Consider the following 23,941-nt stretch of genomic DNA (forward strand, 5'->3'; position numbering starts at 1 on the left):
ATAATGAAAATGGCAATAGTTTTAAGGAATGATTTAGGTATGGGAAAGGGAAAGTTAGTGGCTCAAGGTGCTCATGCAGCAGTTGAATGCTTTATTATTGCCAAAAAAATGATTCCAAACAAAGTAGAAGAATGGTTAAGAGAAGGACAGAAAAAGATAGTTTTAAAAGTAAATTCAGAACAGGAACTTTTAGATATATATAATAAATCTAAATCTCTTGGAATTCCTACATCACTAATTAGAGATGCTGGAAAAACACAACTAACTCCTGGAACATTAACAGCAGTTGCTTTATTAGAGAAGGATGATATTGTTGATAGAGTAACAGGACATTTAAAGTTATTATAGTTTTTTATTAGAGTGTTTATACTACAACTCCTTCTAAATACTTTGAATGAGCTTTAATGATTTTAACTTTCTTTTTTTGTCCAATATATTTTTTTCCTTTTTTAACAACTACCATTAATCCACTATCTAAAAGATAACCAACAGCATCCTCTTTATTTTTTAGATGCTCCTCAGCAACAATAACCTCTATAACTTTTCCAACATATCTTTTTTTAATTTCTAAGTTTATTTTATTAGCAGTTTTTTTTATTAAATAGCTGTATTTAGTTAAATTTGGCTTAAAATTATAGAATGAGCTCATAGGAAGAGGTCTAAATCTATATACTGTTATTTTATCAATATATGGCTTAATTTTGTGCATAAATTCAACAGTATTTTTAGCGGTTTCTTTATTTTCTCCTGGAAGTCCATAAATAAAATAAACTTGTGCCTTTAAATTAAATTTCTTAGCTATTTTAACAGCTCTTAAAACATCTTCTGGATAAGAAGGCCTACCAATAAGTTCAGAATGTCTTTTATCTCCTGTCTCACAGCCAATATATAAAGTAGTATTTAAATATTTTGATATTATTTTAGCTACTTTCTCATTAAACAAATTAGCTTTAACATTTTCAATCATTATATTTGAGTTATACTTTTCAGCTAAATCTTTACAATTCTTTAAAAGAGAGTCTATTGCTTCATAATTCACTTCACCATATGGAGAAAATTGCTTTTCTCTTTTATAATCTAAAAAGTCAGGAGCAGATAAGACTATTCTTTTTACACCTCTCCTTAAAAGCTCTACTATCTCCTCTAAAATTTTTTCTTCATCTCTACTTCTTGCATAGCCAAAAACAGAAGGAACTGAACAAAAACCACAACCAGGATTTATATTTAAAGGACATTTTAAAGTTCCTTCTTTACATAGAGAACATTTTTTATTTTTGCATAATAATAGAGCTCTTTTAAAATTACTACAACCTCTAACAACTTCCACATAAACTCTTGCTGATTTATAATTTTTATAATCTTCTATTTCATAAGAAGGTGTTATTAAACTTAAATCTTTTAAAATCTCTCTTAGTGAATTAATTTTTAATTCATCATCCCAGTAAGTTGTTCCTTTTACTTTTTCTGGATTAAAATCTTTTCTTATAAGTTCTCTTAAAGTTATTTCTGCCTCTCCAACAATTGTAATATCTCCTTCAATCTTCTCTAAAAGATATAAATCATTTGCAATTGGTCCTCCAATAATAATTTTTGAGTCAGTTTTTAATTTAATTTTTTGCACAAGTGTTTTTACTGCTTTAAAATCTGAGGTCATTGCACTTATAAATATTATATCTTCTTTTTTAATTTTAGATAGTGCTAAATCCTCATAAGGAATAATTTTAGCTTTAAAACCTACATTCTCTAAAATACCTTTAACAGTTCTTGGTCCTGCCCCTATTACATCCCTTGTTAATAACTTCTTACCATCCCCAACTGCTAAGCAATCAACTATAATCATAACCTCTCACATTACATAGAAAGTTTTAAAATTAATAGTTATATTTTTACTATTTGATGAGTTATTAAATAGGGTTTATATTATGCACAAACAGAGATTTTGTTTAGATACAAGTGTCTTTACTGAGCCATCAGTAAGAAAAGCTCTTGGTTATAAAACAATAACAGAGCTAACAAATAGGTTAATGGATTTGATAGCTGAGGCAAGAGTAAAATTGAATATCTCTTGTCATATTCCTTATCCATCTGTTTATAATGAGTTAATAGGTTTCTTAGAAAATGAAAACTGTCCTAAAGATGTTATAATTAAAGTTGATACTTGGTTAATTAAAAAGACCCCTAATAGGTATGAAATTCAAATGCCATCAGAAATTTTTTATAGCTATATAAAAGATTTAAGGGATAGGATAAATAAAGGGTTAAGAATTGGAGAGGAACATATAATAAAAACTGCTGATTTAGTTTATGAAGAACTCAAAAAGAATCCTGACATAAATAAAAGGGAACTTTTAAACAAAATCTTATCAAAAACAATAAATACATTTAGAAATAAATATAGAGCCGCTCTGAGAGTGGGAACATTAGACAGTGCTCCTGATTTAGATGTTCTATTATTAGCTAAGGAGTTAGATGCTGCTGTTGTGGCAAGTGATGGTGGAATTGAAAAATGGGCTCAAAAGTTAGGGTTAAGATTTGTTAATGCAGTAGATTTTCCATTTATGCTTGAAGAATATTTAAAACACTTTAAAAAGTGATGATTATGACTTTTTTATTGATAAGAGGAGATAATTATGAAAAACTAAAAAATGCCTTAGCAGATGTAGATAGGCATGCAGAACTTACTATTATTGGAAAACCAAAAATTATAGTTCCTGAGGCAGCAGATGAAATTTTGTCAAAGATTTTAGGAGAAGTAAAAAAACCTTGTAAAACAGCATGTGTTGCTAAAATAGCAGAAAAAGCTCCTAAGGCCATAGATAGAATTAGAAAGATACATCCTCCTGCTCATATTGTAGTTATTAGTGACAGATATAGAGAGGTTTATTTTGGATTGTTGGAGGATTTTCCAAAACTTCCAGTATTAAGAGGATATTACAAATCTAAAAAGAAAAAATTAAATAAGCCAAAAAATAAATCTAAATAAAATATTTTTATGGGAGATTTTTATGCAACCTATTATTGTTGAAATTAAAGATAGAAAAAATGAACTAATTTTTAATGGTGAGAAAAAACTTAGGGAACTGTATGATACAAGGATAAAGTTAGAGCTTGCAAGAGATATGAACAATCCAAATGTTATAGAAAAATTAGAAGAAAAAGAACAAGATTTAGTTTATGACTTATCAAAAATAGATTTGGCTATAAAAACATTAGAAGCTTTGGAGTATATTATTGAAAACAACATTTTTGAATCTTATTGGGAAAATATTGAAAAAAAATATTCTTTGGATGATTTATTGGAAATAGTTGTAAGTAATGGATTAAATATCAAAAAAATATGTTTAGATTTATATGAAAGAGAAAATATTAATGATAAGAAAATTTTGGACAATATTTTAAAACTTCCTGATGAAGAAGTATGTGAAGAATGTAAGGATAAAAATGCCTTCAAAAAGATGTTAGAAAGAATCAAAATGTTAAAAGAAAAGTTGAAAGGTGAGTGAATGGAAAGAGTTGGGGATGTAAATTTTAGAGAGTTGGATAAAAAAATAAAAAAGTTTTGGGAAGAAAATAAAATTTATGAAAAAGTTAAAGAAAGAAATAGAGAAAATAAAGAGTTTTATTTTGTAGATGGTCCTCCTTATTGTTCTGGGGCTATACACTTAGGAACTGCTTGGAATAAGATAATTAAAGATACTTATTTAAGATTTAAGAGAATGCAAGGATACAATGTTTTAGATAAAGCTGGATGGGATATGCATGGTTTGCCAATAGAGGTAAAAGTTGAGCAAACACTTGGAATAAAATGTAAGAAAGATATTGAAAATTATGGTGTTGATAAATTTATAGAAAAGTGTAAAGAATTTGCTCTAAAACATAAAGAAATTATGGAAAATCAATTTAAAAATTTAGGGGTATGGTTAGATTGGGAAAATGCATACATGCCTATAACTAAGGAATATATGGAGATAGGTTGGTGGACATTAAAGAAAGCTTATGAAAAAGGATTATTAAAGAAAGATTTGAGGGTTGTTTATTGGTGTCCAAGGTGTGAGACAGCTTTAGCTGAGCATGAGGTTAGAGGAGAGTATAAAGAAGTTGAAGACCCTTCATTATATTGTAAATTTAAGTTAGAGGATGAAGATGCTTATTTAATAATATGGACAACAACTCCATGGACATTAGTTGCTAATTTAGCTGTGGCTGTTCATCCTGAATATGACTACTGTTATGTTGAAGTTGAAAAGGACAACAAAAAAGAAGTTTGGATAATAGCTGAGAAGTTAGTTGAAGATGTTTTAAGAAAAGCTAAAATCTCCAATTATAAAATAATTAATAAAGTTAAAGGTAAGGATTTAGAATTTAAAAAATATATTCATCCTCTTTTAGATGAAGTAGAAAAACAGAGAGAATTTAGAGAAAAAGCACATTTTGTTATTTTGGGTGAGCATGTAACTTTGGAAGGAGGAACTGGATTAGTTCATACTGCTCCTGGACATGGGGAGGAAGATTTTGAAGTAGCTAAAAGATACAATCTTCCTATTTATTCTCCAATAGATGACCAAGGTAGATATACAGAAGGAAAATGGAAGGGAATGTTTGTTAAAGATGCAGATAGGGAGATAGTTAAAACCTTAGAAGATAAAGGGTTATTAGTAAGTTTTGGGAAGATAAAGCATAGTTATCCTCACTGTTGGAGATGTAAAACACCACTCTTATTTAGAGCAACAGAACAATGGTTCTTAATGATTTCAAAAATTAAAGATAACATAATTGAGCAAGCTAAGACAGTTGAATGGATTCCTGACTGGATAGAAACAAGATATATAAATGGAGTCAAATTTGTTGGAGATTGGAACATATCAAGACAAAGATATTGGGGTATTCCAATTCCTGTATGGGTTTGTGAGAAATGTGGAAAATATGTTGTTATAGGAAGTATAGAAGAGCTAAAAGAGAGAGCAATTGAAAAAGTGGAGTTAGAAGATTTACATAAACCTTATGTTGATAATATTAAGTTAAGATGTGAATGTTCAGGAGTTATGAAGAGAATTCCAGATGTTTTAGATGTTTGGTTTGATTCTGGATTAGCTCCTTATGCATCTATAAACTCAAAAGAACTTAAAAAAGCAGATTTTATAACAGAAGGACATGACCAAGTTACAAAGTGGTTCTACTCTCAGCATGCACTATCAGCCATCATATTCAATGATGTTCCATACAAAAAATGTCTAACTCATGGTTTTACTTTGGATGAGAAAGGAGACAAGATGAGTAAAAGTTTAGGAAATATTGTAAGTCCTGATGATGTTGTTGAAAAATATGGTGCTGATATATTAAGATTCTATTTATTATCTGCAAATAAAGTTTGGGAAGATTTAAGATTTGTATGGAGTGAAGTAGATGATGTTTTAAGTGTATTCAATACATTATGGAATATATATAAATTTGCAGTTAATTATATGGTTTTAGATAACTTTAAACCAAAAGATGAATACTTTAACTATGTAAAAGATGAAGATAAATGGCTTTTGAGTAGAATAAATAGCTTAGCAAAGTTAGCAGTTGAAAGTTTAGAAAAACCATATTTCCATACATACACATGGGCAATTAAGGACTTTATTGTGAATGATTTAAGTAGATGGTATATAAGGTTAATAAGAGATAGAACTTGGAAAGAAGGAGAAGATAAAGATAAATTTTCAGCTTATCAAACACTTTACTACTGTTTAATGAAACTCTCTAAAATAATAGCTCCTGTAACTCCACATATTGCTGAGGAAATTTACCAAAACTTAAAAGATAATGAAGATTTAGAAAGTGTATTTATGCATAAAATTGAGATAGATGAGAACTTTATAGATAGGGAGTTAGAGGAAGATATGGACATAGTAAGGGAAATAGTAGATGCAATATATAGAGGAAGAGATAAAATAAAATACACATTGAGATATCCTTTGAAGGAGATAGTTATCTCATGCCCTGATGATGTTAAAAAATCAATAGAAAGATTTAGTTATATAATAAAAGAACAAGGAAATATTAAAGAGCTTAAATTTGGTGAAATGGGAGAGTATAAGATAAAACCTAATTATAGAGAGTTAGGTAGAAGATACAAAAAAGATGTTCCTAAGGTTGTTGAACTTTTAAACAAGGTTGATGCAAAAGAATTTTTAGAAAAATTAAAAGAAGATGGGAAGGTAATTTTAGAAGGTTATGAAATACTTCCAGAGTATATAGATATAAAAATTGAGCTTCCAGAAGATATAGAAGGGATAGAGTTTAGTAAAGGAACTATATATATAAATGCAAAATTTGATGAAGAACTAATAAAAGAAGGTTTAATGAGAGAAGTAATAAGAAGAATACAAGCAATGAGAAAAGATTTAGATTTGGATATTGAAGATAAAATTAAATTTAGTGTTGAGGGATTAGATATTGAGGAGTTTAAAGATAAAATAGAGAGAGAGGTTAGGGGAATATATACAAAAGATTTAAAACCTGAATATGAAAAAGTTTGGGAAATAAAAACACCTAACAAAAAAGTTTATAATATAAAAATATCTATTGAAAAAATCTAAATTCTAAACTTCTATTTTTTTATTTTCAATACTTTATATTTAAATTAAAAAAATATTAAAGTGTGATTGGATATGGTTAAAATAGGAGCTTCAATTTTGTCAGCTGATTTTAGTAATCTAAAAGAGGAAATAAAAAAAGCAGAAGATGCTGGAGTGGATTTTTTCCATGTTGATATGATGGATGGTCATTTTGTCCCTAATATAAGTATGGGGATTGGAATAGCTAAGCATGTAAAGAAAATAACAAAATTGCCAGTTGATGTGCATTTAATGGTTGAGAATGTTTCTCTATTTATTGATGAGTTTAAAGGTATGGACTATATAACATTTCATATAGAAGCTGTTAGATTTCCATTTAGAATAATTAATAAGATAAATGAAATAAATGCTAAACCTATAGTTGCTATAAATCCTGCAACACCATTAGATGCAATAGAGTATATATTAGATGATGTATATGGAGTTTTAGTTATGACTGTTGAGCCAGGATTTGCTGGGCAGAAATTTATTCCAGTTATGTTAAAAAAGATTAGAAAATTAAAAAGTTTAATTGTAGAGAATAGTTATGATACAAAGATTTTTGTTGATGGAGGAATAAATATAGAAACTGCTCCTAAGGCGGTTAAAGCTGGAGCTGATGCTATTATAGCAGCTTCTGCAATATTTGGAAAAGGAAATGTACAAGAATCAGTTAAACAATTAAGAGAAGCTATAAGGGGAGTTAAATATGGTTAAGTTAAGTGGAGTATATAAAGGAATGAGAAAAGCTTATGGAGAAACATTAGTAGAGTTAGGTGAAAAGTATAAAAATTTAGTTGTGTTAGATGCTGATTTATCATCCTCAACTCAGACTGCAATGTTTGCAAAAAAATTTCCAGAGAGATTTTTCAATGTAGGGATTGCTGAACAGAATTTAATGGGAGTATCTGCTGGATTAGCCACAACTGATAAAATTGTTTTTGCATCATCTTTTGCAATGTTTGCAGCTGGAAGACCATGGGAAATTATTAGAAATATTATTGCTTATCCTAAGCTAAATGTTAAAATTGTTGCTACACATGCGGGAATAACTGTTGGAGAAGATGGCGCATCTCATCAAATGACAGAGGATATAGCAATAATGAGAGCTATTCCAAATATGGTAGTTATTGCTCCTTCTGACTATTATCATACAAAGAATGTTATTAGAGAGATAGCTAAATACAAAGGACCTGTTTATGTAAGAATGCCAAGAAGAGATACAGAAATTATTTATGAGAATGAAGAAGAAGCAACATTTAAAATAGGAGAAGGTAAAGTTTTGAAAGAGGGAGAGGATTTAACAATTATAGCAACAGGAGAAGAAGTGCCAGAAGCTTTAAGAGCTTATGAAATATTAAAAGAAAATAATATTTCTGCTGAAATTGTTGAATTAGCAACAATAAAACCAATTGATAAAGATATAATAAAGAAGGCAAATGACTTTATTGTTACTTTGGAAGACCACAACATAATTGGAGGTTTAGGAAGTGCTGTTAGTGAAGTTATAGCAACAGAAGGGTTAAATAAAAGATTAATGATGATAGGAGTTCCTGATGTCTTTGGAAGAAGTGGAAAAGCAGATGAATTGTTAAAATACTTTGGATTGGATGGAGAGAGTGTAGCTAAAAGAATTATGCAGATGATTAAAAATGGATGAAAAATTTGCCTCTAAATATGAAATATCTATTTTAAATAATTTGACTAAAAAAAACTTTTCTAATGATTTAGCAATAATTTTAAAAAAGATTGGGGGATTAGATTATAGAAAAAAGGTTTTTATAAGAGATAAATGTATTGGAATTTTAGAATTTGATTTGAATAAATTGGATTGGGTCTTCCATCCTTATGCTTCCTACTATTTATTAGAAGAGCCAAAAATAAAACTGAAAGATACAAAAAGGAAAATTAAAGGGAAAAAAGTTCCTCTAAATTTAATAGAGAATATAGAGGAGTTTAAAAAATTGGAAGATGGATATGTTGGTGTTGAATTAAAAAATTATGTAGGAGTTGGAATAAAAAAAGGAAATACTTTAAAAATCAAAGATTTGACTTTTAAAGATGAAGAGATAAAATTTGAAAAGATAGAGGAATATATAAAAAGAAATAAAGAAAGATTAGAAAAATTAGAAAGAAAAGCTAAAAACATAATTAGTAAATATAAAGATAAAGATATAAATACATCTTTTTCAGGAGGTAAGGATAGTTTAGTATCTACATTATTAGCCAATGATATAATAAAAGATTTAGAAGTCATCTTTATAGATACTGGTTTAGAGTATCCTGAGACTATAAAGTATGTGAAAGATATTGCTAAAAAATATGATTTAAACTTAGTTATTTTAAAAGGAGATGATTTTTGGGAAAACTTAGAGAAGTATGGAGTTCCTACAAAGGATAACAGGTGGTGTAACTCAATACTAAAACTAAATCCATTAAGGGAGTATTTAAAGAAGTATAAGTTAGTTTATACTGTTGATGGAACAAGAAGGTATGAAAGCTTTACAAGGTGTAAGTTAAGTTATGAAAGAAAAAGCTCTTTTATAGATAATCAAATAAATGTATTTCCTATATTAGATTGGAAAGCAACTGATGTTTTTAGCTGGATATATAAAAATGAAGTGCCTTACAATCCACTATATGATAAAGGTTTTGAGAGAATAGGCTGCTATTTATGCCCTGCTGCTCTAACATCAGAGTTTTTGAGAGTTAAAGAGCTGTATCCTAATCTATTTAATAAGTGGTTTAATACATTGAAAAAGTTTGGTTATTCTGATGAAGAGATTTTAAAAGGTTTTTGGAGATGGAAAGAACTCCCTAAAAAGATGAAAGAACTTTTAAAGGTGAAATAATAATGATAAAACAAAGATGTATAGAATGTGGGAAAGAGTATAATGTTAATGAGGTAGTATATACTTGTGAATGTGGTGGTTTATTAGAAATAATTTATGACTATGATAGTATTGAATTAGATAGAGATAGTTTTAAAGGTAGAGAGTTTGGAGTTTGGAGATATATTGAACTCCTCCCAGTTAAGGATAAAGATAAAATTGTATCATTAAAAGAAGGTAATACTCCTCTATATAGATGTAAGAATTTAGAGAAAGAACTTGGGATTAAAGAGTTGTATGTAAAAAATGAAGGGGCTAATCCAACAGGAAGTTTTAAGGATAGAGGAATGACAGTTGGAGTTAGTTTAGCTAATGTTTTGGGAGTTGATGTGGTAGGATGTGCTTCAACAGGAAATACATCTGCTTCATTAGCTGCTTATTCTGCTAAGGCAAATAAAAAATGTATTGTTCTTCTTCCAGAGGGAAAAGTTGCATTAGGAAAGTTAGCTCAAGCTATGTTTTATGGAGCTATGGTTATAGAGATAGCTGGAAACTTTGATAAAGCTTTGGAAATGGTAAGAAAGTTGGCAGAAAATAAGTATCTCTATCTTTTAAATTCAGTTAATCCATTTAGATTAGAAGGACAAAAAACTATTGGTTTTGAGATAGCAGAACAGTTAAATTGGGATGTTCCTGATAGAGTGGTAGTTCCAGTTGGAAATGCTGGAAATATATCGGCGATATGGAAAGGTTTTAAAGAATTTTATAAGATTGGATTAATTGATAATCTACCAAAAATGACAGGAATACAAGCAGAAGGAGCTAAACCAATAGTAGAAGCTTTCAAAAGAGGAGATAAAGATATTAAACCTTATGATAATCCTGAGACAGTTGCAACAGCTATAAGAATTGGAAATCCTGTAAATGCTAAGAAGGCATTAGATGCTATTTATTCATCAAATGGATATGCTGAATCAGTAAGTGATGAAGAAATTTTAGAAGCTCAAAAGTTATTAGCAAGAAGAGAAGGAATATTTGTTGAGCCAGCTTCAGCTTCATCAATTGCAGGATTAAAAAAACTCTTAGAAGAGGGAGTTATTGATAGAGATGAAAGAGTTGTATGTATAACAACAGGACATGGTTTAAAAGACCCAGATACTGCTATAAAGGCATGTGAGAAACCTATTAAAGTTAAAGATATGGATGAGTTATTAAAGATTATTAAAAACTAAATTAAAATTTTTTCTTTTTTGTGAGAATTATGAAGATAGTTGTATGCATAACTGGTGCTTCTGGTGTAGTTTATGGTAAGAGATTATTGGAAGTATTGAATAAAAAAAATATATCTGTTGATTTAATTATTTCAGAATCAGCTAAGAAGATAATAAAAGAGGAGTTAGATATCTCTTGGGAGAAGTTAAAAGATTTAGCCAACAACTACTACAATGAAGATGATTTTTTTTCACCTATTGCCTCTGGCTCAAATAAATTTGATGCAGTTGTTATATCCCCCTGTTCTATGAAAACATTATCAGCAGTTGCAAATGGTTACTCTTACAATTTAATTGTTAGAGTTGCAGACATAGCCCTAAAAGAAAGAAGGAAATTAATCATTTTACCAAGAGAAACCCCTTTAAATAGCATCCACTTAGAAAATATGCTTAAACTTTCAAATTTAGGAGCAATAATAATGCCACCAATTCCAGCTTTTTATACAAAACCTAAAACTGTTGATGATATCATTGACTTTATTGTGGGAAGAGTTTTAGATTTGTTAAATATTGAGAATAATTTATATAGAAGGTGGGGAAAGGATGTTGGATAGATTAGGAGAACAACTAAACAAAGCACTAAATAAAATAAAAACTGCTGTTTTTGTTGATAAAAAGCTAATTAAAGAGGTTGTTAGAGATATACAAAGAGCTTTAATCCAAGCAGATGTCAATGTCAAACTTGTTTTAAAAATGAGTAAAGAGATTGAGAGAAGAGCATTAGAAGAAGAGCCACCAAAAGGTTTCTCTAAGAAAGAGCATATTATAAAGATAGTTTATGAAGAGTTAGTTAAATTATTGGGAGAAGAAGCAAAAGAACTTAACATTAAGCCAAATAAAAGAAATGTTATAATGCTTGTAGGTATTCAAGGTAGTGGAAAAACTACAACAGCAGCTAAACTTGCAAGATACTTAAAAAAGCATGGTTATAGAGTTGCTTTAATTGCAGCAGATATTTATAGACCAGCAGCTTATGAGCAACTTTTGCAGTTGGCTAAAAAAATAGATGTTCCTGTATATGGAAATAAAGAAAAAACTCCTGAGGAGATAGTTAAAGAAGGTTTGGAGAAATTTAAAAATGTTGATGTAGTTATAATAGATACAGCAGGGAGACATAAGGAAGAGAAATCTCTTTTAGAAGAGATGAAAAGATTAAAGGAGATTGCTAATCCTGATGAAATCATTTTAGTTATAGATGGAACTATTGGACAGCAAGCTAAGACACAAGCTAAGGCATTTAAAGAAGCTGTTGGGGAGATTGGAAGTATAATAGTTACTAAATTGGATGGTTCTGCTAAAGGAGGAGGTGCTTTAAGTGCAGTTGCAGAGATAAAAGCACCAATAAAATTTATTGGAGTTGGAGAGAAGATAGATGATTTAGAAGAGTTTGACCCTAAAAAGTTCATATCCAGATTGTTAGGAATGGGAGATTTAGATACACTCTTACAAAAAGCAGAGGAGATAGTTGAAGATAAAAAGGCTGAGGAAAGTATAGAGGCAATAATGAAAGGTAAATTTACATTAAATGAGCTTTATTCACAATTAGAAGCAATAGAAAATATGGGCTCTATGAAAAAAATTTTAAGTATGATTCCAGGTTTAAGTGGAATGCCAAAAGAACTCTCTCATCTAACTGAGGCAAAAATAAAAAGATATAAGGTAATAATAAGCTCAATGACAAAAGAAGAAAGAGAAAATCCAAAGATTATAAAGGCATCAAGAATTAGAAGAATAGCAAGAGGTTCAGGTAGTAAAGAAGAAGAGGTTAGGGAAGTTTTAAGATACTATGAAACAACAAGAAAGGCAGTAGAACAAATAAGAAAAGGTAAGATGTTAAAAATTGGTGGGCCATTAGGACAAATATTAAGACAACTTATGTATAAAGAATAAAAAAGAGGGATATCAATGGAAGAAGTAATTAGAGAGATAGCTATAAAGAACAGGTTAAGGTATGGGCAAGCTAATCCTAAGAAAGTTTTAGGAATATTTCTATCAGAAAATCCTGAATATAAAAAGAAAGCTAAGGAAATCCTTCCAAAAATTGAGAAAATTGTTGAGGAAATAAATAATATTCCAGAAGATGAGTTTAAAGAGCTCTCTAAAAACATATCTTTAGAGAGTAAGAAGAAAGAGAGAGAATTAATTTTACCAAATGTTAAGGACAAGGTTGTTTTAAGATTTGCTCCTAATCCTTCTGGTCCATTACATATAGGACATGCAAGAGCAGCTGTGTTAAATGATTATTTTGCAAAAAAATACAATGGTAAGTTTATTTTAAGATTAGAAGATACAGACCCTAAGAGAGTATTAAAAGAAGCTTATGAAATGATAAAAGAGGATTTAGATTGGTTAAATGTAAAAGTTGATGAAGTTGTTATTCAATCAGATAGATTAGATATATACTACAAATATGGAGAAGAGCTTATAAAAATGGGAAAAGCTTATGTTTGTGAGTGTAATCCAGAAGATTTTAGAGAATTGAGGAATAAAGGAATTCCTTGTAAGTGTAGAGATAGGGATATAGAGGAAAATTTGGAGTTATGGAAAAAAATGCTAAATGGAGAGTTAAAAGCAGTTGTAAGGTTAAAAACAGATATAAAACATAAAAATCCATCTATAAGAGATTTTCCAATATTTAGAGTTGAAAAAACACCTCATCCAAGAGTAGGGGATAAATATGTTGTATATCCATTAATGAACTTTTCAGTTCCAATTGATGACCATCTTTTAGGAGTTACTCATGTTTTAAGAGGAAAAGACCATATTGTAAATACTGAAAAACAAAAATATATATATAAATATTTCAATTGGAATATGCCAGAATTTATACATTATGGAATTTTAAAAATAGAGGATACAGTTTTAAGCACATCTCAAATATATGAAGGAATTAAAAAAGGGCTATATTCTGGATGGGATGATGTAAGATTAGGAACATTAAGAGCTCTAAGAAGGAGAGGAATTAGAGCAGAGGCAATATATAAAATTATGATAAAGATAGGGATAAAACAGGCAGATGTTAGATTTTCTTGGGAAAATCTATATGCTATAAACAAAGAGCTAATAGATAAAGAAGCTAAAAGATACTTCTTTGTATGGAATCCTAAAAAAATGATAGTTAAAGATGCAGAAGAAAGAGTTATAAAACTTAGAAAACATCCAGATAGAGAAGATTTTGGAGTTAGAGAACTCTTTTTCAATGGAAAGATATATGTTGTTAATGATGAGATAGAAGAGAATAAAATGTATAGATTAATGGAGTTGTTTAACATAGTTGTTGAAAAAGTAGAAGATGATAAAATTATAGCTAAATATCATTCAGATGACTTTAAAATAGCAAGAAAAAATAAAGCTAAAATTATCCACTGGATACCAATAGATGGAGCAATTAAAACAAAAGTACTTATGCCATCTGGGGAGATAAAAGAAGGTTTAGCTGAAAAAGATTTTAATGAAGTTAAAGAAGATGAAATTATTCAATTTGAAAGATTTGGATTTTGTAGAGTAGACAAAAAAGATAATATAGTAGTTTGTTGCTATACCCATAGATGAGTCTGATTGTTTATATTATTAAATTTTCTAATTAAGTTTTCTTGCTTTTATATACCCCCTTTCGAATAAGGATGAACAGCCAGGGTTTGAATCGTTAGTCCATTAAAACAAGGATGGAAATTTATAAGATTTCTATTTTATTTGTTAGTTTTACTATTTTTATTTATAGCTAAAAATTTAAATATATAATAATATAAAAATAAATAACTTTTTTAATAAAATCATTAATAAAAAAATTAATCCAAAAATAATAAAAGTGAAATTATGAACATTTTTGATATTTATTACAAAAAATTTTCAGAGTTAATAGAGTTAGAAAGAAACTATGAAAAAGAGTTTCACAAGAAAGAAATTTTAAGATTGGGCAAAAAAAGAGAAAATGTAGGAAGAGCAATATTAAATTTAAAAGCTAAATTTTTAGGAGAAAGTTTAGGTTGTAAATTAGTAAGATTTGGTAGAAAGAAGGAAATAAAAACTGAAATATCTCCTGGAGATGTTGTTTTAGTTAGTAGAGGCGAGCCATTAAAAAGTGATTTGTATGGGAATGTTGTTTATGTTGGAAAGAGCTTTATAGATGTAGCTTTTGATGTAGATTTACCAAAATGGCTATTTAAAGAAAGGGTTAGATTGGATTTATTTGTTAATGATATAACATTTAAGAGAATGAAAGAAGCATTAAAAGAGTTTGTAGAAAAAAGAGAAAAATTAGCTTTAATAATTTTAGGTTTAGAAAAGCCAGAGAAATCATTTAAAACTGATATAAATTTAGAATTTGGAGATAAAAAACTTAACATATATCAAAAAAAAGCTGTTAAAGAAGCTATTTTAAGCAGAGATTTATATCTTATTCATGGACCTCCAGGGACTGGAAAGACAAGAACTTTAACAGAAGTAATATATCAGGAGGTTAAATTCAATAAACATAGAGTTTTAGCAACAGCTGACTCAAATACAGCAGCAGATAACATATTAGAGTATCTTTTAAAAAAATATCCAGATTTAAGAGTTGTAAGAGTTGGACATCCTACAAGAATCTCAAAAGAGCTAATTGAACACTCACTCCCATATTTAATAGAATGCCATGAGAAGTATGAAGAAATTAAACAATTAAAAGCAAAAATTTTATTATTAAAAGAGGAAAGAGATAAATATACTAAACCTTCTCCCAAATGGAGAAGAGGTTTGAGTGATGAGCAAATACTAAAACTATCAAAAAAGAAAAAAAGTGTTAGAGGTATCCCAAAAGAAAAGTTAGAAAGTATGTCAAAATGGATTTTAAAGAATATTAAACTAAAAAAGATAGTAGATAGAATAGAGAAACTAAGCAAAGAAATTATTCATGATATTATACTAAATTCTGATGTTGTTGTATCAACAAACTCTATGGCTGGAAGTGAAATTTTAAAAGATTATCACTTTGATGTTGTTGTTATAGATGAAGGTAGCCAAGCTATGGAGCCAAGTTGTTTAATCCCAATAGTTAGGGGAGATAAACTTATTATGGCAGGAGACCATAAGCAACTACCACCAACAGTTTTAAGTGAAAATGAAGAACTTAAAAAAACTTTATTTGAAAAGTTAATTAACATGTATCCAGAATTTTCAACTATTTTAGAAATACAGTATAGAATGAATGAGAAGATTATGGAATTTCCAAATAAAATGTTCTATAACAATAAATTAAAGGCAGCTGAAGAAGTTAAAAATATAACTTTGATGGACTTAGTTGATAAAGTTGAGGAAGAAGATAAAGATATTGTTAATAAAATTCCTGTCCAATTTTTCCATATAGATGGAAAAGAAAGAAAAGAAAAAGAATCATTCTCATACTACAATATTGAGGAAGCTGAGAAAGTTTTAGAAGTTGTAAAAAAACTTATTAAGTATAATATTCCTGTTAGTGTCATATCCCCTTATGATGCCCAAGTTAGATATATTAGAAAGCTGTTTGAGAAAAATAATATAGATGTAGAGGTTAATACAGTTGATGGTTATCAAGGAAGAGAAAATGAAGCTATTGTTATATCATTTGTCAGAACTGAAAAATTTGGATTTTTGAAAGATTTAAGAAGATTAAATGTAGCTATAACAAGAGCTAAAAGAAAATTAATCATTATTGGAAATGAAAAACTATTAAAGAAAGATAGTGTTTATAATGAACTTGTAAAATGGGCTAAGCAAGTTGAGATGGGTGAAAATGTTGATAGGAACTCCATTATCAAAAAATGCAATTAAATTTATGTTATTAGGTAGTGGAGAGCTTGGAAAGGAGGTTGTTATTGAAGCACAAAGGTTAGGAATAGAGTGTATAGCAGTAGATAGGTATCAATTTGCTCCTGCAATGCAAGTAGCGCATAGAAGTTATATAACAAATATGAAAGATTATGATGCTCTATTATCAATAATTGAGAGAGAAAATCCAGACTATATCATTCCTGAGATTGAGGCAATAAATATAGATGTTTTATTAGATGTAGAGAAAGATTGTAAAGTTATTCCTAATGCCAAAGCAGTTAAAATAACAATGAATAGAGAAGAGTTAAGGAAGTTAGCAGATAGAAAATTAAATTTAAAGACTGCTAAATATGAATTTGCTAATAATATAGATGAACTTAAAGAAGCTATAGAAAAAATAGGATTTCCTTGTGTTGTTAAACCAATTATGTCATCATCTGGGAAAGGACAGAGTATAGTTAAAGATAGGGGAGATATAGAAAAAGCATGGATAAAAGCAAAAGAAGGAGCAAGAGGTTATGGTGAGAGGGTTATTGTAGAGGAGTTTATAGATTTTGATTATGAACTTACTTTATTAACAGTTTCTTCAAATAATGAAGTGGAGTGTTGCCAACCAATAGGACATAGACAAGAAGAAGGAGACTATATTGAAAGTTGGCAACCTCATAAAGTATCTGATGAAGTTAGAGAAAAAGCTGAGTATATAGCTAAAAAAATAGTTAAAGAACTTGGAGGGAATGGTATATTTGGAGTTGAGTTGTTTGTTAAAGATAATGAAGTTATTTTTAGTGAAGTATCTCCAAGACCTCATGATACAGGAATGGTTACAATGATAACTCAAGAGATGAGTGAGTTTGAACTACATGTAAGAGCTATTTTAAATTTACCAATATCAACAAAATTATTAACTCCTGGAGCTACTCATGTTATTAAATCAAAAATAAATAAATACTCTCCAATGTATAAGATAGATGAAGCTTTGAAAGTTCCAAATACTAAAATAAGATTATTTGGTAAGCCAAATGCAACTGTTGGTAGAAGAATGGGAGTAGTTTTATCTTATGCAGAAGATATAGAAAAAGCAAGAGAACTTGCAAGAAAAGCTGCTAATTTGGTTGAGATTTTATAATATCCTTTTTATAGCATTCCAAATTAAAAAAGATTGAGGTTTAAGAGTTCCATTAATAGGATTCAGGAAAAGGATATTTTTATTAATTAAGTATATATAGATAGGAGTAGGAATTTCCTTTCTATTAACTTCATATTTATTTTTAAATAATTTTAAAGCTTTAATTACATCATCTTTCTTTATTTCAATAATTTCATCTCCAATTTTTATTTTTGGTTTAATATAATTTAAAGTTTCTAAGAATATCTCCAACTTTTGAATTTCCTCTTTAAGCATTAAATCTAATATATTCTCTAATTTTTTATATCTCATTTCATCAATTACATTGTAAATATCTCCAGGTTTTCCACCAACATAGGAGTAAATTAACTCTTTCTCTTCATTAGATAATTTTTTATTCAATATATTATCAGATAAAAAGTCCATAAATTTTAAAGATGTTTCTTTATCAAAGTCATCAACTAAAATATACTTAGCTCTACCTTCCAACTCTCCAGTAGTATAAATATACTCAATAAATAAACTATCTGAACTCAAACAGAAAACATGACATAAATGTTGAACTTTGGTTAATGTAACTAAGAATTGGAATAAGCTCCACAATAACAATCTATTTCCATTTAAAGTTATTTCTTTAATCATCTGCAATTCATCAAGTATTAAAATTGGCTTTTTACCTTTTTCATTTATTTTAGCAAATAAATACTCAATATACTGATAAACATCTCCAGATTTATCTTTTTTGTTAAAAATTTTATCAAAAAATGGTTTTGGTATTTTAATAGGCATTCCTAAGTAATAATTAGTTAAATCATCTGAGCTCTTAACTAACAACTCAGCTAATGATTTAGCATACTCCCTAAAATCATCTACTTTTGACTTTTCATCTACTTCAAATAAACACTCAATAAAATTATCAACATTCACAATATTCCTTGCCCTAAAATCAATAAAGAATGGAACATATTTAGATTTATCTAACCTATTTGATATAATTTCTCTCATTAGTGTAAATTTCCCACTATTCAAAGGTCCATATACAAAATATATTTGATTAGGAACACTTTCTAAAATTGCTAAAATCTCTTTTATCTCCTTTTCTCTATTGAAAAATTTCATATTTACACCAAAAAATTTGGAGAATTGCATATTTAAGTAATAAGTGATTTTAGAATTTCCAATTTCTCTAACAATTCATTGTTATCTCTTAAATCTTCTGAAGTAGAGGTAATTAAAACTTTATCATTTAGTTTAGTATCTTTATTTAATTCATTTATTCTAATTATTTGGAAACCTTTTTCTCTATATAACCTTTCTTTTTCTTCTTGTCTTGCTAAGTATTCCTCAGTTGTCATTCCATAATGTTCCCAAAGAATTATTTTATTGTTACTATATAATTCAAAATCTGGAAGCACTCCAAGCTCTAAAAACTTAGAAAGTGGTTCATACTCATAGTTTATACCTACCTTATTGAAAAAATTAGCTAAAATACATTCTTGCCAACTTCTAACTTTTTCTCCATTAATGGTTATAATATTTCTTTCATTTGCATAAGGAATAATATAGGAAATATTAAAATTATTGAATAAATTTGTTTTTCTTCTTGCTAATTCAGATACAGTTACATCAATAAAGTTTTTAATATCATCTTCAACAATTATGTATAATCTTTCCTTAGCTCTTGTTATTGCAGTATATATCATTTCCTTTGATACAAATTTTCCTAAGTTTTTGGGAATAATTAAGATTACATTATTAAAGCCACTACCTTGAGATTTATGTATTGTTATAGAATATGCATGTTCTAAATAATCTATAATAGGTTTATTTAATTCACAAGAAGCATTAGGGACATAAAACTTAATTTTGAATATTTGTTTTCTATATCCATTTGTTCTTTTCCAATAACTGTAAATATATCCCATCATTCCATTAAATACTCCATTTTCTAAAGTATTTCTATCATAGTTGTATATTTTGTACTCATATATGTTTTTATTTACAATTACTTTATCTCCTACATTATTATTTCCATAGAACCAGTGTTTTATCATATATTTCCTAAATCTTTCAGGGACATATTTAGATTCATGTTTAATGAATAGGTTAATATTATAACTACCAAATCTTTTAGTTTTTGTTGGAGATAATATTTGGAGATTATCATTGAACACAGCAAAGTCAAAGAAATTTGAATTATTTTCAGATAAAATTTTGTCTATTGCATTTTCTAAGGATTTCTTTAAATCTTTTGTTACTTCTATGGTTATAATTTCATTTCCACTATCATCTTTTATAACAATTTTATTGTTATCATCTATCTTATTTTCTTTTAAAATATTATCTAATATTTTTTCTTTTTCTTCATAGTCTATATCAATAAACAATTTTGATAATTCATTTATTTTTTCAGATTTGGCTCTTAAAGGTATTTCAAGCTTTGCTATTAAATCTTTATTAACTTTATTTAAATGCACATATATATCATGGAATGGTTTTCCTGCATCTACTGGTGGTAGTTGATTTATATCTCCTACAAAAATTATTCTTTTGGCTTTTATACATTTAAATAAATCTCCTAATGTTATCAAATCTATCATTGAGCTTTCATCTAATATTAAAGTATCTATTTTCAGTTTATTATCGACATCTTTCAATATGTAATAATCAAAGTCAAAGTATTCTCTAAAGTTTGTAGCTAAAAATCTATGGATAGTCATTACCTTTATATTGTTATTCTCTCTAATTCTTTCTTTTAAAACCATTGCAGCTTTTCCTGTTGGTGTTAAAATGTATATTTTCTCATTTTTTAACAGTTCTACAACAGCTCTTATAACTTCACTTTTTCCTACTCCTGCTGCACCAGTTAGAATAGAAACATTATTTTTAACTAATTTCAATACAGCATCTATTTGTTGAGATAGGGCTTTTTCATATTTTTCTTTATCAATTTCTATATTCTCCTTTTTAAGTAATTTTTCAATATCATCTCTTTTTATTTGAATCTCCCTTATTTCTTTGTTTATAAGCTCATTTATTGTATTTTCAATTATCTCCTCATATTTTCTAATTTCTTTTAGAGTATAGATAGTTATAGTCTCATTATCAACAGTTATCTCGTTAATATCTACTTTCTCTTTAAATAATGATAAATTATTATTTAAGATTTCTTTAAATTTGTTAAAATCAATGTCTAATTTTTCTAATTCATTTTTTATATCTGTATCAGCTATTGTTGTATTTCCTTTCAGTAGATTATCTTTTAATATTTCAACCAATATTGCTCTATATCTGTAAGGATTATCTAAATTATAGTTCTCACTTAACCTTCTTTTTTCTCCATTATCAATTTCTATAAATCTAAATCCTTCAAAATCATCTTTTCTTTTTAAATCTTCAACTAATGTATAAGGATTTTTTAGGATATCATCTATATTGATATATCCTTTATCAATCTGTTCTTTTATACATTTTATAGAATGGGATGTTATGTTATAGTATGGAAGATATTCAATTAGAAGTTTTTTAAATTTTTCATCAATATTTTTGTTATTTGATATTTCATTTTTAGTTTTATTATATAATTCCTCTTCTTTTTGTTCTTCTAATGCTGCTAAATAATCTCTATAACTATTGTTATCCCCAAGATAGTATCTTACAGCTGCTAATCCAGGATACTTAGATTTTAAGTTTTTTAATCTTTGAATAGCCAATCTTACATTATCTTTATAATCTACAAAATTTCTTAATAAATAACCTCTAAATGCTTTTTCTCCATAAAGATACTCTTTAAAGTTCTTATTTTCCTCTAAAAATGCATCCCAATTTTTTAGACACTCTAAAACTTCTTCAAAAATTTCAATAGCAACATCATCAGAGATAAAGTTTGCACTTTTGAAATAATTTCTATACTTTCCTAAATCAAATACTAAATTATCTGGAATAGGAATATCTTTTTCTTTACAGTATTTTATTAACTCTTGATAAGGAAATACAAAAACAACATCATCCTCTAAATTAAAATCAACTTGCCCTCCAATACGTTTTTGAGTTCTAATTCCAAGATTTTTAATATCTCTTACTTTCACACAGCCAATTAAAACTTTATTCTCAGATAATGGATTTTCTCTAACATAAATAAAACAATACTTACCTATACAACTTCTTATAATCTCTAAATCTTCATTTGTATTATTTGTATATCTAACATAAGGTACTCTCCCAAAATTAGGAATCTTAAAATCTGCAAACATTAGTGATTCAAAGCATGGTATTGAATAATTTTTTAGGATAGTATCTAATTTTTCTCTTGGATGATTTAAACAACTAACAACTTCTCTATGATAATCTCTATCTCTTCTAATTACTCCATATTTCCCAGCTCTAACATATCTAAAGCTCTCACAATAATTATTTTCTCTTGGATTTTCACAAAAATGACCATTCCATCCTAATTCATGCCAAGCTGCATAATCTACTAAATTTTGCATTATTCACCACCTCCAAATATTCTAATTAATAAAGTTTTATTATATCTTTTTCCAGAAATATATGTATGAATTAAACACACAATGCATAATCCTAAATATATAACTATCCAAAATGGTATAAATATAATTCCAATGATTGAGAATATCATTAATACTAATAGTATTATAGTAAATAACCAAATGATTGTATATATTGAACCTGAAAGTATCTTTTCTAAATACCATAATCCAAATCCTGGGACTATAAAACTCAATATTAATGCTATTCCAATATTTTTTCTGCATTTTTGATAATAAAATAACTTGTCTCTATCATTTAATTTTTTAATTATACTATCTACATCCATCTAAATCCCTCCAATTCCCTGTCTATTTCATCTCTTTTATTTTTTCTTGTATAGAATGTTGCTTTTACGTTGTCCCAATTAACAGTGTCTCTACTATCTTGCTTAATGTATCCTTTGTCTAACAAGCTTTTAATCCCAATTTTTACATCATCCCTAATAATTATTTTATGTGATAAACCTCTAATTTTGTTAGTAATATCCCCTAAACTGACTCTATGAGGACTTTCTCTTAAAATTTTTAGAATTTTTAGTTCTAAGTCACTTAATCTTTTATTTGAGTAAATCATCTCACCATTTTTGAATACTATTAACTCTCCATCTTTGAATGATTTCCAGTCTTCGTCTGTTAGAGGATTTGTAGCTATAATAAATCCCCTTTCATTAGGATTCTTTACAGTTCCTAAATTTACCTCATAATCTAAATCTCTTAATCTAATTTTGTCATAAGGAAACACTCTTTTTAGGAAATGTAGTTCTCTCCTACCTTCTATATCTTTATAAGCAAATAAATACTCTCCATCAGACATTAAAAAGTTGAATGGACCAAATTCATTAATTTTATAAATGATATCTAAAAGTTTTTTAAAACCTTCATAGTTCCATTCTAAACCATTCTTTTCAATTTCTTGTATTAGATAGCAAAATACATACTCTGAATCAGTATCTCCAACTGGATAGTATTTTTTAAGTTTTAACTTTTTATATCCTCTTAAAGTTCCATTATGTGCAAAAACTATTTCCTTATCTCCTAAAAGTCTTACAAATGGATGAGTATTTACATAGCTACAAGTTCCTAATGATGCTCTTCTTATATGTAGAATAAATATATTTGATTTTATGTTGTTCCAATCAATTCTATGGGCTAACAATGCACTTCCCATTTTTACTGGTTCTTTTATTAATCTAACAAATCCATTATGATAGAAAGCTATTCCCCAACCATTTGGATGAAAATCACTTCTATATTTAAAAATATTAAAAGATAGAGAGATATTTACTTTCATATTGAAACTAATTCCTAATAATTCACACATTTCTATCCCTCAAATATTCTATATAATCTCCAGATTTTACTAAGACACCATAAGGCTCTGGATAGAAATATAACCATGCCTCTACCTCTTCTCCATTATCTAATACTATCTTAACTTTTTTTCTTTTATAGAAAGTTGGATGTCCTTCTAACATATCAATTCTTCTAAGAGTTTCCTCATCTACATCATAAACCTCCCCAACTATGTGAGAAATTTTCTCATCTTCAACAACATAAGGAATTAAATCTGCATACATTGCATATTTCTCCTTAGTTTTTCCCTTTCCAACAAATTTAGAATTTTTTAAATATTTTTTATTGTTCCAGCACTCACTCCTTAATGTTCCATATACAAATATTAGAGTCATTTTATCAACTCATAAGGGAGTTTTATTATCTCACCAATTAAGTTTTCTAAATAATCATATGATATAAGATTTAAATAAAACTTTTT

20 protein-coding genes are annotated in these 23,941 nt (G+C 27.9%); 14 read left to right on the forward strand and 6 right to left on the reverse strand.

Annotated elements, in window-relative coordinates; all coding sequences use genetic code 11:
- Positions 1 to 348, forward strand: a complete 348-nt coding sequence (gene pth2 / locus ACPB8Q_RS00285) for an aminoacyl-tRNA hydrolase (RefSeq protein ID WP_423793449.1) — start codon at positions 1 to 3, stop codon at positions 346 to 348.
- Positions 349 to 364: 16 nt separating this feature from the next.
- On the opposite strand, the gene ACPB8Q_RS00290 is transcribed toward pth2, so the two are convergent.
- The gene (locus ACPB8Q_RS00290) at positions 365 to 1,840 is read right to left on the reverse strand and encodes a radical SAM protein (RefSeq protein WP_423792675.1); all 1,476 of its coding nucleotides are present in this window, start codon (positions 1,838 to 1,840) and stop codon (positions 365 to 367) included.
- 82 nt (positions 1,841 to 1,922) lie between these two features.
- Between ACPB8Q_RS00290 and ACPB8Q_RS00295 the strand changes: the two genes are divergently transcribed.
- The 13 genes from ACPB8Q_RS00295 to purT all read left to right on the forward strand — a co-directional run bounded on the left by ACPB8Q_RS00295 (position 1,923) and on the right by purT (position 17,617).
- Positions 1,923 to 2,594 carry an RNA ligase partner protein gene (locus ACPB8Q_RS00295; protein ID WP_423792676.1) on the forward strand — a complete coding sequence of 224 codons (672 nt, stop codon included), beginning with the start codon at positions 1,923 to 1,925 and terminating at the stop codon, positions 2,592 to 2,594.
- A 5-nt stretch (positions 2,595 to 2,599) separates the two neighbouring features.
- On the forward strand, positions 2,600 to 2,983 hold the full coding sequence (locus ACPB8Q_RS00300; protein WP_423792677.1) for a DUF356 domain-containing protein: 384 nt from the start codon (positions 2,600 to 2,602) through the stop codon (positions 2,981 to 2,983).
- Between the two features lie 22 nt (positions 2,984 to 3,005).
- A complete protein-coding gene (locus ACPB8Q_RS00305) occupies positions 3,006 to 3,503 on the forward strand; it encodes a hypothetical protein (RefSeq protein ID WP_423792678.1) in 498 nt (165 codons plus the stop codon).
- Entirely contained in the window at positions 3,504 to 6,581 is a 3,078-nt protein-coding gene (gene ileS, locus ACPB8Q_RS00310) for an isoleucine--tRNA ligase (RefSeq protein WP_423792679.1), read from the forward strand.
- Positions 6,582 to 6,653: 72 nt separating this feature from the next.
- A complete protein-coding gene (gene rpe, locus ACPB8Q_RS00315) occupies positions 6,654 to 7,316 on the forward strand; it encodes a ribulose-phosphate 3-epimerase (protein ID WP_423792680.1) in 663 nt (220 codons plus the stop codon).
- The gene (locus tag ACPB8Q_RS00320; protein ID WP_423792681.1) at positions 7,309 to 8,259 is read left to right on the forward strand and encodes a transketolase family protein; all 951 of its coding nucleotides are present in this window, start codon (positions 7,309 to 7,311) and stop codon (positions 8,257 to 8,259) included. The genes rpe and ACPB8Q_RS00320 overlap by 8 nt, the downstream gene beginning before the upstream one ends.
- Positions 8,252 to 9,451, forward strand: a complete 1,200-nt coding sequence (locus tag ACPB8Q_RS00325) for a phosphoadenosine phosphosulfate reductase family protein (protein WP_423792682.1) — start codon at positions 8,252 to 8,254, stop codon at positions 9,449 to 9,451. Before ACPB8Q_RS00320 ends, ACPB8Q_RS00325 begins: the two co-directional genes overlap by 8 nt.
- Before the next feature lie 5 nt (positions 9,452 to 9,456).
- Complete coding sequence (gene thrC / locus ACPB8Q_RS00330; protein WP_423793450.1) at positions 9,457 to 10,662, forward strand: threonine synthase; 1,206 nt, start codon at positions 9,457 to 9,459, stop codon at positions 10,660 to 10,662.
- A 29-nt stretch (positions 10,663 to 10,691) separates the two neighbouring features.
- Positions 10,692 to 11,255 carry a UbiX family flavin prenyltransferase gene (locus ACPB8Q_RS00335; protein ID WP_423792683.1) on the forward strand — a complete coding sequence of 188 codons (564 nt, stop codon included), beginning with the start codon at positions 10,692 to 10,694 and terminating at the stop codon, positions 11,253 to 11,255.
- Positions 11,245 to 12,591, forward strand: coding sequence for a signal recognition particle protein Srp54 (locus tag ACPB8Q_RS00340; protein ID WP_423792684.1), 1,347 nt, complete (start codon positions 11,245 to 11,247; stop codon positions 12,589 to 12,591). The genes ACPB8Q_RS00335 and ACPB8Q_RS00340 overlap by 11 nt, the downstream gene beginning before the upstream one ends.
- A 15-nt stretch (positions 12,592 to 12,606) precedes the next feature.
- A complete protein-coding gene (gene gltX / locus ACPB8Q_RS00345) occupies positions 12,607 to 14,253 on the forward strand; it encodes a glutamate--tRNA ligase (protein WP_423792685.1) in 1,647 nt (548 codons plus the stop codon).
- Positions 14,254 to 14,517: 264 nt separating this feature from the next.
- Complete coding sequence (locus ACPB8Q_RS00350; RefSeq protein WP_423792686.1) at positions 14,518 to 16,488, forward strand: IGHMBP2 family helicase; 1,971 nt, start codon at positions 14,518 to 14,520, stop codon at positions 16,486 to 16,488.
- Positions 16,451 to 17,617 carry a phosphoribosylglycinamide formyltransferase 2 gene (gene purT, locus ACPB8Q_RS00355; protein ID WP_423792687.1) on the forward strand — a complete coding sequence of 389 codons (1,167 nt, stop codon included), beginning with the start codon at positions 16,451 to 16,453 and terminating at the stop codon, positions 17,615 to 17,617. Before ACPB8Q_RS00350 ends, purT begins: the two co-directional genes overlap by 38 nt.
- On the opposite strand, the gene ACPB8Q_RS00360 is transcribed toward purT, so the two are convergent.
- Genes ACPB8Q_RS00360 through ACPB8Q_RS00380 form a run of 5 tightly spaced genes read right to left on the reverse strand, consistent with a single transcriptional unit; the run spans position 17,612 to position 23,855 of the window.
- A complete protein-coding gene (locus ACPB8Q_RS00360; protein WP_423792688.1) occupies positions 17,612 to 18,736 on the reverse strand; it encodes an ATP-binding protein in 1,125 nt (374 codons plus the stop codon). The genes purT and ACPB8Q_RS00360 overlap by 6 nt on opposite strands.
- Positions 18,737 to 18,768: 32 nt before the next feature.
- Complete coding sequence (locus tag ACPB8Q_RS00365) at positions 18,769 to 22,107, reverse strand: AAA family ATPase (RefSeq protein WP_423792689.1); 3,339 nt, start codon at positions 22,105 to 22,107, stop codon at positions 18,769 to 18,771.
- Positions 22,107 to 22,454 (reverse strand): hypothetical protein, encoded by a 348-nt coding sequence (locus ACPB8Q_RS00370; protein ID WP_423792690.1) that lies wholly within the window; start codon positions 22,452 to 22,454, stop codon positions 22,107 to 22,109. Before ACPB8Q_RS00370 ends, ACPB8Q_RS00365 begins: the two co-directional genes overlap by 1 nt.
- Positions 22,445 to 23,488 (reverse strand): class II glutamine amidotransferase, encoded by a 1,044-nt coding sequence (locus tag ACPB8Q_RS00375; protein ID WP_423792691.1) that lies wholly within the window; start codon positions 23,486 to 23,488, stop codon positions 22,445 to 22,447. The genes ACPB8Q_RS00370 and ACPB8Q_RS00375 overlap by 10 nt, the downstream gene beginning before the upstream one ends.
- Complete coding sequence (locus tag ACPB8Q_RS00380; RefSeq protein WP_423792692.1) at positions 23,481 to 23,855, reverse strand: gamma-glutamylcyclotransferase family protein; 375 nt, start codon at positions 23,853 to 23,855, stop codon at positions 23,481 to 23,483. Before ACPB8Q_RS00380 ends, ACPB8Q_RS00375 begins: the two co-directional genes overlap by 8 nt.
- Between the last annotated feature and the right edge of the window lie 86 nt (positions 23,856 to 23,941).

This window comes from Methanocaldococcus indicus, from assembly GCF_049554935.1.
Lineage (GTDB): Archaea > AGJL01 > Methanococci > Methanococcales > Methanocaldococcaceae > Methanocaldococcus > Methanocaldococcus indicus.

What these genes read in the sequence shown, in the direction of transcription:
- ACPB8Q_RS00290 (WP_423792675.1), bottom strand. Translation starts at nt 1,840, where the DNA reads ATGATTATAGTTGATTGCTTAGCAGTTGGGGATGGTAAGAAGTTATTA.
- ACPB8Q_RS00295 (WP_423792676.1), top strand. Translation starts at nt 1,923, where the DNA reads ATGCACAAACAGAGATTTTGTTTAGATACAAGTGTCTTTACTGAGCCA.
- ACPB8Q_RS00300 (WP_423792677.1), top strand. Translation starts at nt 2,600, where the DNA reads ATGACTTTTTTATTGATAAGAGGAGATAATTATGAAAAACTAAAAAAT.
- ACPB8Q_RS00305 (WP_423792678.1), top strand. Translation starts at nt 3,006, where the DNA reads ATGCAACCTATTATTGTTGAAATTAAAGATAGAAAAAATGAACTAATT.
- ileS (WP_423792679.1), top strand. Translation starts at nt 3,504, where the DNA reads ATGGAAAGAGTTGGGGATGTAAATTTTAGAGAGTTGGATAAAAAAATA.
- rpe (WP_423792680.1), top strand. Translation starts at nt 6,654, where the DNA reads ATGGTTAAAATAGGAGCTTCAATTTTGTCAGCTGATTTTAGTAATCTA.
- ACPB8Q_RS00320 (WP_423792681.1), top strand. Translation starts at nt 7,309, where the DNA reads ATGGTTAAGTTAAGTGGAGTATATAAAGGAATGAGAAAAGCTTATGGA.
- ACPB8Q_RS00325 (WP_423792682.1), top strand. Translation starts at nt 8,252, where the DNA reads ATGGATGAAAAATTTGCCTCTAAATATGAAATATCTATTTTAAATAAT.
- ACPB8Q_RS00335 (WP_423792683.1), top strand. Translation starts at nt 10,692, where the DNA reads ATGAAGATAGTTGTATGCATAACTGGTGCTTCTGGTGTAGTTTATGGT.
- ACPB8Q_RS00340 (WP_423792684.1), top strand. Translation starts at nt 11,245, where the DNA reads ATGTTGGATAGATTAGGAGAACAACTAAACAAAGCACTAAATAAAATA.
- gltX (WP_423792685.1), top strand. Translation starts at nt 12,607, where the DNA reads ATGGAAGAAGTAATTAGAGAGATAGCTATAAAGAACAGGTTAAGGTAT.
- ACPB8Q_RS00350 (WP_423792686.1), top strand. Translation starts at nt 14,518, where the DNA reads ATGAACATTTTTGATATTTATTACAAAAAATTTTCAGAGTTAATAGAG.
- purT (WP_423792687.1), top strand. Translation starts at nt 16,451, where the DNA reads ATGTTGATAGGAACTCCATTATCAAAAAATGCAATTAAATTTATGTTA.
- ACPB8Q_RS00360 (WP_423792688.1), bottom strand. Translation starts at nt 18,736, where the DNA reads ATGAAATTTTTCAATAGAGAAAAGGAGATAAAAGAGATTTTAGCAATT.
- ACPB8Q_RS00365 (WP_423792689.1), bottom strand. Translation starts at nt 22,107, where the DNA reads ATGCAAAATTTAGTAGATTATGCAGCTTGGCATGAATTAGGATGGAAT.
- ACPB8Q_RS00370 (WP_423792690.1), bottom strand. Translation starts at nt 22,454, where the DNA reads ATGGATGTAGATAGTATAATTAAAAAATTAAATGATAGAGACAAGTTA.
- ACPB8Q_RS00375 (WP_423792691.1), bottom strand. Translation starts at nt 23,488, where the DNA reads ATGTGTGAATTATTAGGAATTAGTTTCAATATGAAAGTAAATATCTCT.
- ACPB8Q_RS00380 (WP_423792692.1), bottom strand. Translation starts at nt 23,855, where the DNA reads ATGACTCTAATATTTGTATATGGAACATTAAGGAGTGAGTGCTGGAAC.